This window comes from Ensifer sp. ENS10 (assembly GCF_014852025.1).
GTDB lineage: Bacteria > Pseudomonadota > Alphaproteobacteria > Rhizobiales > Rhizobiaceae > Ensifer.
Genome location: NZ_JACVAS010000005.1, coordinates 266,705 through 278,810, shown reverse-complemented (window position 1 = coordinate 278,810; position 12,106 = coordinate 266,705). Strand labels below are relative to the sequence as shown.

The window sequence follows — 12,106 nt, the reverse complement described above, 5'->3', positions numbered from 1 at the left end:
TAAGCCGGCCCAATTCGCATACCGGAGGAACAATGATCATCACCGACGTCGAGGTGCGGGTTTTCCGCACGACCACACGCCGCCACTCGGACAGTGCTGGTCACGCGCATCCCGGCCCGCCGCATCAGGTCGAGCAGGCAATGCTGACAATTCGCACGGAAGACGGTTACGAGGGGCATTCCTTTACGGCGCCGGAGATCGTCCGGCCGCATGTCATCGACAAGTTCGTCAAGAAGGTGTTGATCGGGGAAGATCATCGCGACCGCGAACGGCTGTGGCAGGATCTCGCCCATTGGCAACGCGGTTCTGCAGCACAGCTCACGGACCGCACCCTGGCGGTAGTGGATTGCGCGCTGTGGGATCTGGCAGGGCGTACCTTGAAGCAACCTGTATACAAGTTGATCGGGGGTTATCGCGACAAGGTGCTCGCCTATGGTTCGATCATGTGTGGTGATGAGCTTGAGGGCGGCCTTTCAACCCCCGAGGACTATGGGCGCTTCGCCGAGACCCTCGTCAAGCGCGGCTACAAAGGCATCAAGCTGCACACCTGGATGCCGCCGGTCAGCTGGGCTCCGGACGTGAAGATGGACATCAAGGCCTGCGCCGCTGTGCGCGAAGCCGTGGGGCCGGATATTCGCCTGATGATCGATGCCTTCCACTGGTATTCCCGCACCGATGCGCTTGAACTCGGGCGGGGGCTCGAAAAGCTGGACTTCGACTGGATCGAGGAGCCAATGGATGAGCAGTCGCTTTCTTCCTACAAGTGGCTCGCCGACAATCTCGACATTCCCGTCGTTGGCCCGGAAAGTGCTGCCGGCAAGCATTGGCACCGTGCGGAGTGGATCAAGGCGGGTGCGTGCGACATCCTTCGCACAGGCGTCAACGACGTCGGCGGCATTACGCCGGCGCTGAAGACGATGCACCTTGCCGAAGCATTCGGCATGGAGTGCGAGGTGCACGGCAACACCGCGATGAACCTGCATGTCGTGGCCGCCACCAAGAACTGCCGCTGGTACGAGCGCGGCCTGCTGCATCCGTTCCTCGAATATGACGACGGGCATGACTACCTGAAGTCGCTGTCCGATCCAATGGATCGCGATGGCTATGTGCACGTGCCGGATCGTCCGGGGCTCGGCGAGGAAATCGACTTCAGCTTCATTGAAAACAACCGCGTGCGGTGACGAGCGGGGGATCTTGCGATGAAAACCGTTCTCGCTTTCGGAGACAGCCTGACCTGGGGCGCCGACCCGGCAACGGGCCTGCGACATCCGCCGGAAGGGCGATGGCCTGAGGTTCTGGGCGAAACACTCGGTGGCCTGGCAAGGATCATCCCTGAAGGCCTCGGCGGCCGCACCACCTGCTACGACGACCATGCGGGCCCCGCATGCCGCAACGGCGCCAAGGCGCTGGAAGTGACGCTCGCCAGCCACATGCCGCTCGACCTCGTCATTGTCATGCTCGGGACCAATGACATCAAGCCTGTCCATGGGGGGCGGGCAGAGGGGGCCGTTTCCGGCATGCGCCGGCTCGCGCAGATCGTCGAAACCTTTCCCTACAAACCGAAGGGGGCGAAACCGAAGCTTTTGATCGTTGCGCCGCCTCCCTGCTCACCCGGGCCTGGCGGACATCCGGCGGCGGGCCGCAGCGTGGCCGAATCCGAGCGGCTGTCTCCGCTCTACCGCAAGCTCGCAGAAGAGCTCGGCCACCCGTTCTTTGATGCTGGCTCGGTCACGCGGGCGTCGGAGATCGATGGGGTGCATCTCGAGGCCGCGAACACGGCAGCAATCGGACGGGCGCTCGCCGTGCCTGTCGGCGAAATTCTTGGCTGATCCGGTCTTTGCCTGTGGAGGAACAGGCCGGCGGATCTTGTAATCGGAAGGCCGCTTCCCGAGTGGACGGCCGCAAAGGAGGAAGCATGAAACACTTTCTAGCAACGGTCGCATTCAGTGCGCTTCTCGTCACGACGATGCCCCATGTCGTCCTGGCCGAAACACCGGAAGATCAACTCGTCGTCGCCACGACCATGAGCAATATTTTGACCCTCGACCCGGCCGCCATCACCGGTCGCGAGACGGTCCAGGTGCTGAACAACATCTATGACACGCTGGTCGTGCTCTCGCCGCAGGACCGCAGCGTTCAGCCGCGGCTGGCAGAACGCTGGGAAGTGGCCGACGACCGCATGTCGATCCGGTTCCACCTGCGCAGCGACGCCAAGTTTGCTTCCGGCAATCCCGTCACCGCCGAGGACGTCGCCTGGAGCCTGAAGCGTCTGCTTGCGCGCAATCTGGCGCAATCGTCCTTCCTCAAGACCCGCGGCTTTACGCTGGAAGCGGCCGACAAGCTGTTCGTCGTCGAAGACGATCGCACCTTCGTCTTGCATCTGGCGAAGGCTGACGACCCGAACCTGATCCTGATGATCCTCGCGCAAAACGGACCCGGCTCGATCATCGACAGCAAGGCGGCGCTCGAAAACGAGAAGGACGGCGATCTTGGGGCCGCATGGCTGACCTTGAATTCGGCCGGCTCCGGTCCGTTCACGCTGACGCAGTGGAAGTCGAACGAATTCATCATTCTCACCCGCAATGGCGAGTACTGGGGCGAGGCGCCGGGAATGAAGCGTGTATTGCTGCGCCACCTGCCGGAATCGCAGTCGCAACGCCTGCTACTGGAAAAGGGTGATATTGACGTTGCCTATTCGCTTCAGGCGCCGGATCTGAAGTCGCTGGAAGCGGACGAGGCGATCACGATCGAATCGACCCCGGGCTCGGGCTTTTACTACCTCAGCGTTTCGATGAAGGACGAACGGTTCGCCAACAGGAAGGTCCGTGAGGCGCTTCGTTATCTCATCGACTACGAAGGTCTCGACAAAGCGGTGATGCCCTACTACGGCAAGCTGCACCAGCGGCCGCTGTCGACGGGGGTCCTCGGCGCTTTGCCGGATGAAGGCTACAAGCTGGATGTCGCGAAGGCCAAGGCCCTGCTTGCCGAGGCGGGCTATCCGGACGGCTTCAAGACCACCTTGCGCGTCCTTTCCGAAGACCCCTTCATGAAGGCGGCGACCGCCATCCAGAACACCCTTGGCCAGGCGGGTATTCAGGCCGAACTCATTAGCGGCTCGGGAGACCAGATCTACGGCGCGATGCGTGAGCGCAATTTCGAACTGCTGCTTGGCCGTGGTGGCGGCGGCCAGCAGCCGCACCCGGACAACAACCTCAGGTCCGTTGCCTATAACCCGAACAATTCTGATGACGCGAAGCTCACCAACTACCAGAGCTGGCGTACCAGCTTCTTTGACGAAAAGCTGAACAAGATGATCGAGGAGGCGCTGGTCGAGCGCGACACCGCCAAGCAGATCAAACTTTATGAAGGCGTACAGACCTACATGGACGAGATCGTCATGTCGATCCAGCCGTTCTCGGAAGTCGTCGACACAGCAGCCTTCCGAAGCGACGTGAAGGGCATGATCGTCAGCCCCTGGCTTTCGCGTTTCGAAGGGGTGAAGAAGGAACGGTAATCCCGGCCCTTGGCCTGTATCGAATCTAAAAAGGCGCGTCGCGAGACGCGCCTTTTTCCGTTTTTTGCGAGCGCAAATGAAACCGCCTGTCGCTTTAAGGAACGCCGCCCCTTACTCTCTTGAAATGATCGGGAACGGCGCCGGCGGCAACGTCAGGATCGACCGCCGTAAGTCCGGCCACGGCTTGACGCGGCGACCGGCGCGAGGTCGGACATGTGCTTCACCTGACCCCCATCTCGATCGATGCGGTGTTGTCCGCAGTGAATCCCGCTGCGCCTCATGTCGGTGAACGAGCGCCGTGCGCGGGAGCACGAAAATGCTCGAGGGCGCGCGGCGGTTCTTGGGGCAGCTGCAGGCCGCAACCGCGTTTGGGCCGACATTGCCGACGTCGGGCACGGTGAATTGCCGATAAACTCCAGTGCTCGTCCCCCGCAGCAAGAAAGGCCCGGCAAAGAAAAAGCCCGGCACTGGGCCGGGCAAGTCGGGGGAGAATTTTGTTCACGCATCGCAGGCCGAGGAGGGTAGCCTTGCAATGGAGTTGGCTTGCGGGAGCTTCAGTGCGCGCCCTCATATTCCAGCGAGGCGCCGATCAGTTCGCGGGCATAGGGATGGGTCGCGCGATTTCCGGGGATCGCCTCGCGCGGCAGAACTTCGGTGATTTCGCCATGGAGCATGACGGCAAAGCGGTCGCACATATGGTCGACCACGGCGAGATCGTGCGTCACCATGATGTAGGTGAAGCCACGTTCTTCGCGCAGGCGCTGAAGCAGGTTGAGGATCTCCGCCTGCACCGAAACATCGAGCGCCGACGTCGGCTCGTCGAGCAGCAACAGCGATGGCTCGAGGATCAACGCGCGAGCGATCGCCACCCGCTGCCTTTGGCCGCCGGAGAGTTGGTGAGGGAACCGGTCGAGGAACGAGATCGGGAGGCCGACATCGGTGATGGCCTTGCGCATGCGCTCTTCGCGGTCACCAAGTTTGTGGATGACGAGCGGCTCGTTGAGGACGGTGCGCACCGACTGGCGCGGATGCAGCGAGCCGTAAGGGTCCTGGAACACCATCTGCAGCATGCGGCAACGCTTGATGAGCGGCATGTCGCGCACCGGCTTTCCGCCGATGAGAATGTCACCGGTCCAAATGTCTGTCAGCATCGAAACGCAGCGCAGGACTGTGGATTTGCCCGAGCCGCTTTCGCCAACGAGCCCGAAGCACTCGCCGGGTTGCACCGAGAAGGTGACGCCTGGAAGAACCTTGGCGGCCGTTGGACCCGTGCCGAAGGTGATAGCGAGATCGCGGCATTCGACTGAAACGGACATCAGGCAATTTCCTCCAGCCATTCAGGACGGCGATCAAGCACGGCAAGCGGTGCGCGCCCGCCGCCGATCCGCGGCTGCGCCGCGAGCAAGCCGCGCGTATAGGGATGCTTGGCCTTGTCGAGGTCCGCAGCCGCCAAGGTTTCAACGATTCGACCGGCATACATGATCAGGACGCGGTCGCAGAAGTTACGCACCAGGTTCAAGTCATGGCTGATCATGATGAGGCCGATGCCGCGATCCCGGACAAGACCATCAAGGATGTTCAGCACCTGCAGCCGCACCGTCACATCGAGCGCCGAAGTCGGCTCGTCAGCGATGACGAGGTCCGGGTCGGCAAGCAGCATCATGGCGATCATGACACGCTGGCCCATGCCACCGGATATCTCGTGCGGATATTGGTCGTAGACGCGCTTCGAGTCGCGGATCTTCACCGCTTCAAGCATGGCAAGGGCCTTGTCGCGCGCTTCGGCCTTCGAGCACCTGAAGTGCCGCAGATAGGTTTCCGCCACCTGGTCGCCGACGCGGCGAATGGGGTTCAGCGAAAACTTCGGATCCTGCAGGATCATCGACATGCGCCGGCCGCGGACCTTGAGCATTTCCTTTTCGGAGAGCGACGGCAGATCGAGCTCGGCAAAGCGAAGCCGGTCGGCGGTGATGGTTGCGCCGGGCAGAAGGCGCAAAAGCGCGCGTCCGACCGTCGATTTGCCGGAGCCGCTTTCACCGACGATACCGAGACGCTCGCGTCCCAGAGTGAAGGAGACGCCGCGCACTGCGTCCGTCGGAGCGCCGCCATAGCGGATGCGCAGGTTCTCGACTTCGAGAATGGTCTTTTCCATGGGGCTATCTCCGGTTCATCTGCTTCGGATCGAGCGCGTCACGCAAGCCGTCGCCAAGCAGGTTGAATGCGAGACTGACGGAAAGGATGGAGACGCCCGGGAAGGTGACGAGCCACCAGCTGTCCAGCATGTACTTGCGGCCGGTCGCGATCATCGCGCCCCATTCCGGAAGCGGAGGTTGCGCACCGAGCCCGAGGAAGCCGAGGCCGGCGGCGGTCAGGATGACTGTCGCCATGTTCAACGTCAGTCGGATGAGGACCGAAGGCAGGCACATCGGCATGATCGACTTGAAGATGATGCGCCTCGAGGAGGCCCCTTGCAGTCGCGCAGCCGAAATGTAATCCGCCTTGCGGAAGGTCATCGCCTCGGCGCGCGCCAGCCGTGCGATGGGCGGCCAGGAGGTGAGCGCGATCGCGATGATGGCGTTGTTCAGGCTTGGACCGAGCGCTGCGACGAAGGCGAGCGAGAGAATGAGGCTCGGGAAGGACAGGAAAATGTCGGTGATCCGCATCATCACCGTATCGACCTTGCCACCGAGATAACCGGCCGTCGTGCCGATGATGAGACCGATCGGACCGACGACGATCGAGACGAGGAAGATGATCGTGAGCGTGATGCGCGCGCCAAAGACCAGCCGGCTGAAGATGTCTCGGCCAAGCTCGTCGGTGCCGAACAGGTGACCGTTGCCGGGCGCCTGCAAGGTGTTGGCGAGATCCTGCGCATAGGGGTCATGGGTGGCGATCAGCGGCGCGAAGGCGGCGACAAGGACAAGCAACGCCAGCACGAAAAGACCGAAGGTCGAAGTCGGGCTCTTCAGCAGGAAAAGAACGATGTTCTTCAGCGCTTGAACGGGTGCCGGCAGACGGAAGGTGGGTTGAACGCGTGCGTCCATCAGCGTGTCCTCGGGTCGAAGATGCGGTAGAGAACATCGGACAGGAGGTTGAGCCCGATGAAGATGATGCCGACGATCAGCACGCAGGTCATGACAGCATTCATGTCGCCGGTAATGAGATTGCTGGTGAGATATTGGCCAAAGCCCGGCCAGGCAAAAACCGTCTCGATCAGCACGGCCCCTTCGAGCAGCGAGCCGTAGGCAAGCGCAATGATGGTGACCAGCTGGACGCGGATGTTGATAAAGGCGTGTTGCCAGATCGTCTGGCTGCGCGAAAGACCCTTCACCCGCGCTGTCGTCACATATTCCTGGCCGAGCTGGTCGAGCATGAAGCTGCGCGTCATGCGCGTGATATAGGCGGATGAGGAATAGCCAAGGAGAGCAGCCGGCAGGATGATGTGGTTGACGGCGGACCAGAAGACATCCATCTCGCCAGCCACCAGGCTGTCGATCAAGAGGAAGCCGGTTCGTTCCTCGACAAGGCCGATATAGAACTGGTCCATCCGCCCGCTGCCACCAACGAGGCCGAGATGGGCGTAGAAAACGATCAGCGCGATCATGCCAGTCCAGAAGATCGGCATAGAATGACCGAAGAGGCTGAAGACGCGCACGACATGATCCGGCCAGCGATCCTTGTTGACGGCGGCTAGGACGCCGAGCGGAACGCCAAGCCCCGCGCCGATGAGGATCGCGAAGGTGGCAAGCTCGATCGTCGCCGGCATCACATGCAGGATATCCTGGATGACAGGCTGGCCGGTGCGAATGGAGGTACCGAAATTGCCGGTGAAGACGTCTCCCAGGTAATAGAAGAACTGTTCCCAGAGCGGTCGGTCGAGACCCAGCGAACGGTAGACCTGCTCGTACGTCTCCCGGGTCGCATCTTCTCCGACGATGGCGCGAACGGGGTCGGCGGGCATCAGCCGGCCGATGAAAAAGGTCAGGAGAAGCAGGCCGAGCAGCGTGACCGCGATGGTCCCGATCTGTCCGGCCGCGCCATAGAAGCGGATGCGGCGTAGTGACATGGTTCCTCCGTGTGTCAGTCGCCTGAAGGTAAGGCGGTACAGGCTCCTATCCTGTATGACAACTTTGGCAAACCTGTCACAGGTTTGTCATGCTGTCAAGCCAAACCGGTCACAGGAAATCGTCGCGCCGGGGCGTGAAGCAGTCGATAAGCTCGCCCGCCTCAAGGCATTGGCACCCGTGCTCGGTGTCTCCGGGGATAACGAGACTATCGCCTGCCTGCAATTCATAGGCCTCGCCGTTGCGGAAGAACCGGAAACGGCCGCGCGCCACATAGGTGGATTGCACGTGCGAATGTCTGTGCAACTTGCCTTTGGCGCCGGATTCGAAGCGAAACGACACGACCATGAGTTCGGGGGAATCGGAAAGAACCTGACGGGTGACGCCAGCGTCCGGCGACACTGCGGGGAAAGTGGGAAGAGTCATGTGAACCTCGGTGATGTTGTATAACATCATCACCATACATGTTCTCGTACTTGTATGACAACTATGTTGTCGGCTTCCCGATCAATTTTCTTCGATTGCCATGGTGCGCGAACGCAGAAGCACCTTGTAGCGCTCCAGGCTTCCACGAAGGTGGGCGCGCATCCGTTCACGCGCGGCTTCCGCATTTCCCTCGATGATGGCATCGACGATCTGGCCGTGCTCCTCCTGCAGGTGGAGGTTATAGTCCTTCGGGCGCGATCCGGGCGCCGACCCCTGCAATTCGCCGCGCGGGATGATGCCGGAGCGGATCAGCTGAAGAAACTCCGGGAAGCGTCGGTTCTGAGTGGCCTCCGCAATCGCCAGGTGAAGCTCGAAATCAGCGTCACGCGTGGGCGCGCCCGATTGCAGGCATTCGCCGACACGGTGATGGGCCTCGAGGATTGCCTCTATCTGTGCCGCCGAGCGACGAGATGCAGCAAGCCCTGCTGATTCCACCTCGAAAACCGTCCTCAATTCAAGGAGTTCGATCACCGAGGAAATCCGTTGCGTTGCAAGGTCCTTGAAGGGCTGGTTCTTGTCCTGCTGGGTTTCAAGGGCAAAGATGCCGGCGCCCTTGCGTGCCTCGACAAGACCGTCTGCGCGCAGGATCGCGATCGCCTCCCGAACGACAGTCCGGCTGACGGAATATTCCTTTGTGAGGGCGCTTTCGCTCGGAAGCCTGTCGCCGGGGCGAAATACACCCTCCGTCAGTTCGCGGCGCAGTGCAGCGCTGATCTTCGCCGCCAGCGAGGTGCCGCGAACGTGATTGTTTTCGGCTTCCATTTTCACTCCGCCTGTGTCGAACCTGTCTGGCATGTTAGCCGTTATCTGTTCGAATGCAAGGGCGGCCGCAGACGCGCATACTCAGCGTGCGGCGCGCAACATGGAGCGGTAGCGGATCTGGCTGTTCTTGAGGTGGTTGCGCATCGCCGCGCGTGCTGCATCCTCGTCGCCGTTCTGTATCGCTAAGAGAATTGCTTCGTGTTCGTCCACAAGGCGGCTGAGCTCGTCAGCGGGAAGAACAGCCTCCTCGCCGCTGTCCACGATGGCGCGGCGGGGGATGAGGGCCGGTCCGAGCGCCTTAAGAAACTCGCTAAAGCGCGGATTGTTGGTTGCCTCGGCGATCGCGACGTGAAAGGCGAAATCAGCCTCGGCGGTCGGTTTGCCCGCAGCCGCACAGGCCCTGAAGGCATCAAAGGCTTCGATGAGCTTGCCTTCCTGACCGGGCGAGCGGCGAAGGGCTGCAAGTGCGGATGCGTCGCCCTCGACTGCGGTTCGAAGCTCCAGCATCTCGATCAGCGACGACACCCGCGTGAGGTCGACTTGTTGAAACGGCCGCCGCGCGGACGCGGCCTGCTCCAGCAGGAACACGCCCGCTCCCTGCCGAGGTTCGACCAGGCCATCGGAGCGCAAGGCCGCAATCGCCTCGCGCACGACGGTGCGGCTAACGCCGAATTCCTGGGTGAGCCGCGCTTCGGACGGCAGGCGGTCGCCGGGATGGTAGCGCCCCTTGGCTATCTGGGAACGAAGAGCATCCGTAACCTGCGCCACAAGCGTCTTGCCCTGGAAGGCGGAGGGATCGGATGTCGTCGCTGTCATCATGTAAGGGGCCGCTTCCAAGATCTTCGTCGGTCCGTTTGTGGATACGCCATCGATGGGTGATGGCGCAATCCGTCGCTACACCGACTTCAGATCCTGAGGCATCAGGCGCTCAGGAATGTTCTGATAGGAGATGGGCCTTAGGAACCGGCGGATGGCCATGGTACCGACCGAGCTTGCGCCGAAATTGGTGGACGCGGGATAGGGACCGCCGTGAACCATCGCATCGCAGACCTCGACTCCGGTCGGATAACCGTTGGTCAGGATACGGCCCGCCTTGCGCTCAAGGATCACCATGAGCTTGCGCGCGAAATCGACATCGTCGTCGTCGAGATGCAGGGTTGCCGTCAACTGTCCCTTGAAACGCTTTGCCACCACGATCATCTCCTCGAAGCTCTCGACCGTGACGATCAGTCCAAGTGGACCGAAGACTTCCTCTGCAAGGACATGATTGCCGAGCCATTCACGCGCCGGGACGAGAAAGAGATTGGGCGTGACATCCCGCTGACCACAGCTTGTGCTGAGAATCTCGCGAACGCCGCCCCCCTTCGATACGCGGTCGCGTCCTTCGCGATAGGCCCTGGCGATGCCTTCGGTGAGCATGACCTGCGGCTCGACGCCTGAAAGTGCTGCGCGGGCAGCTTCCGCGAAGGCGGGCGCCTGCTCGGCAAGGATCACCGCGATGCCCGGATTGGTGCAGAATTGCCCGGCCCCCATGGTGAGTGAACCTGCCCATCCCTTGGCGATCTCCGCGCCGCGCGCCTTGATCGCCTCCGGCAGGAGAAACATGGGGTTCACCGAGCCGAGTTCGCCGAAGAAGGGGATGGGCTCCGGCCGCCCTGCGCAAAGATCGAAGAGCGCCCGCCCGCCGGCAAGTGAACCGGTGAAGCCGACCGCCTTGATCAGCGGGTGCGTCACGAGGCCCGTACCGACGTCGCGGCGGCCACCCTGGATCAGTGAAAACACACCTGGATGCAATCCGTGCGCCCTGATGGCAGCCAGGGCAGCCTCGGCGACGATCTCGCCGGTCCCCGGGTGGGCCGAATGACCCTTGACGACAACAGGGCAGCCTGCCGCGAGCGCCGAGGCCGTATCGCCGCCCATGGTCGAGAAGGCCAGCGGAAAATTGGAAGCGCCGAAGACGGCAACAGGACCGATCGGTCGTTGGATCAGACGGATGTCGGGACGGGGCAGGGGCTTGCGGTCCGGTAGGGCCTCATCATGTCGCCTGTCGAGGTACTCGCCCTTGCGAATATGGGAGGCAAACAGCCGAAGCTGGCCGGTCGTGCGTGCGCGCTCGCCTTCAAGGCGGGCGCCCGGCAATCCGGTTTCCGCGCTTCCGATCTCGGTGATCGCCGCCCCGCGCGCCTCTATCTCGTCGGCGATGGCGTCGAGGAATGCTGCGCGCTCGTCGCGGGTCGAGTAGCCGAAGGACCAGAAGGCTTCCTCCGCGGCCTCGGCCGCTTTGTTCACCAGTTCGGTCGTTCCGACGGAGAAATCAAAGGCCGGGCCAGACGCCGGCTCGCTCTTGAATGTCTGCCCGGTTGCGATCCATTCGCCTGCGACCAGATGTTTTCCATGCGGCTTGAAGATCATTCATCACTCCCTAAAGATCGGATTGTCGACATAGGCACCGCCCTGAAAGCGAGCCGTGGATTCGTCGGGGCCGGGCTGCGGCGCGGCCTCCGCGAGGCGCGTCCGGAAGGATTCGGCATTGTCCCTGGGTTTCCAGCCCAGCCAGCCGAGGTGTGCGTTGTCCCACCAACCGGCGTCGTTTGCCGATGCACCCCAGATCACGGGACAGCCCAAAACCGGGACGCGGAAGATCGCCTCGATCAGCGACGCGAAGTCTCCATGAGAAAGCCAGGTCGACAACGTCCGGTAATTCGTTGGCTCTGGCGTAGAGGAGCCGATCCGCACCAGCGCCGTCTCCTGCCCGAACTTCTCGAAATACAGGCGCGCAAGCACCTCGCCGAAGCATTTGGAGACCCCGTAGAGTCCATCCGGGCGAAATGGGGCAAGGGGATCGAGCCGTTCGGCTTGCGGATAGTAGCCGATCGTATGATTGGAGCTCGCAAAGACGATGCGCGGCCGGCCATTTGCGCGGGCAGCCTCAAAGAGATTGTAGAGACCGGCGATGTTTCCGCGCAGGATCCCCTCAAACGGGCCTTCGACCGAAGCTCCGCCAAGATGGACGATACCGTCGCAGCCGGCGACTATGTTGTTCACGGCTTGAGCGTCGGCCAGATCGCATTGAATGAGCTCCTCGCGGTCAGCTGGCGCTCCAAGACCTGTGCGATCAGCAAGGCGGATCGTGTCGGCCAGGCCAGAGAGCCGTGTGCGCATCACGCGGCCAAGCTGACCCGCCGCGCCAGTGATGAGAAGGCGTTTCAATCCAGGTCTTCCCCTTGAGGAGTTGCAATCGAAAATCGAGGTTGGCATTTGCCTCTTGACGTTGTCAGAC

The 12,106-nt window shown here is 62.0% G+C and carries 12 protein-coding genes; 3 read left to right on the top strand and 9 right to left on the bottom strand.

What is annotated here, in order from left to right; all coding sequences use genetic code 11:
- The first annotated feature begins 32 nt into the window (after positions 1-32).
- The 3 genes from IB265_RS19720 (at position 33) to IB265_RS19710 (ending at position 3,514) form a co-directional block, all read left to right on the top strand.
- The gene (locus tag IB265_RS19720; RefSeq protein ID WP_192495068.1) at positions 33-1,181 is read left to right on the top strand and encodes a mandelate racemase family protein; all 1,149 of its coding nucleotides are present in this window, start codon (positions 33-35) and stop codon (positions 1,179-1,181) included.
- A gap of 18 nt (positions 1,182-1,199) precedes the next feature.
- Positions 1,200-1,829, top strand: coding sequence for an SGNH/GDSL hydrolase family protein (locus IB265_RS19715; RefSeq protein ID WP_057251596.1), 630 nt, complete (start codon positions 1,200-1,202; stop codon positions 1,827-1,829).
- Positions 1,830-1,915: 86 nt separating this feature from the next.
- Positions 1,916-3,514, top strand: coding sequence for an ABC transporter substrate-binding protein (locus tag IB265_RS19710; protein WP_058329605.1), 1,599 nt, complete (start codon positions 1,916-1,918; stop codon positions 3,512-3,514).
- Positions 3,515-4,068: 554 nt separating this feature from the next.
- Here IB265_RS19710 and IB265_RS19705 read toward each other — a convergent pair.
- The 9 genes from IB265_RS19705 to IB265_RS19665 all read right to left on the bottom strand — a co-directional run bounded on the left by IB265_RS19705 (position 4,069) and on the right by IB265_RS19665 (position 12,036).
- Positions 4,069-4,830: an ABC transporter ATP-binding protein gene (locus tag IB265_RS19705; RefSeq protein ID WP_057251598.1), complete on the bottom strand. Its 762-nt coding sequence runs from the start codon at positions 4,828-4,830 to the stop codon at positions 4,069-4,071.
- Entirely contained in the window at positions 4,830-5,666 is an 837-nt protein-coding gene (locus IB265_RS19700) for an ABC transporter ATP-binding protein (protein WP_057251599.1), read from the bottom strand. Before IB265_RS19700 ends, IB265_RS19705 begins: the two co-directional genes overlap by 1 nt.
- 4 nt (positions 5,667-5,670) lie before the next feature.
- A complete protein-coding gene (locus tag IB265_RS19695; RefSeq protein WP_192495067.1) occupies positions 5,671-6,558 on the bottom strand; it encodes an ABC transporter permease in 888 nt (295 codons plus the stop codon).
- Entirely contained in the window at positions 6,558-7,580 is a 1,023-nt protein-coding gene (locus IB265_RS19690) for an ABC transporter permease (RefSeq protein WP_057251601.1), read from the bottom strand. Before IB265_RS19690 ends, IB265_RS19695 begins: the two co-directional genes overlap by 1 nt.
- Before the next feature lie 109 nt (positions 7,581-7,689).
- Positions 7,690-8,040 carry a cupin domain-containing protein gene (locus IB265_RS19685; RefSeq protein ID WP_375293076.1) on the bottom strand — a complete coding sequence of 117 codons (351 nt, stop codon included), beginning with the start codon at positions 8,038-8,040 and terminating at the stop codon, positions 7,690-7,692.
- Between the two features lie 45 nt (positions 8,041-8,085).
- Positions 8,086-8,826, bottom strand: a complete 741-nt coding sequence (locus IB265_RS19680; RefSeq protein WP_057251602.1) for a FadR/GntR family transcriptional regulator — start codon at positions 8,824-8,826, stop codon at positions 8,086-8,088.
- A gap of 81 nt (positions 8,827-8,907) precedes the next feature.
- Entirely contained in the window at positions 8,908-9,645 is a 738-nt protein-coding gene (locus tag IB265_RS19675) for a FadR/GntR family transcriptional regulator (RefSeq protein WP_192495066.1), read from the bottom strand.
- Positions 9,646-9,720: 75 nt separating this feature from the next.
- Positions 9,721-11,238: an aldehyde dehydrogenase (NADP(+)) gene (locus tag IB265_RS19670; RefSeq protein ID WP_192495065.1), complete on the bottom strand. Its 1,518-nt coding sequence runs from the start codon at positions 11,236-11,238 to the stop codon at positions 9,721-9,723.
- A gap of 3 nt (positions 11,239-11,241) precedes the next feature.
- Entirely contained in the window at positions 11,242-12,036 is a 795-nt protein-coding gene (locus IB265_RS19665) for an NAD(P)-dependent oxidoreductase (RefSeq protein WP_192495064.1), read from the bottom strand.
- Positions 12,037-12,106 lie beyond the last annotated feature (70 nt).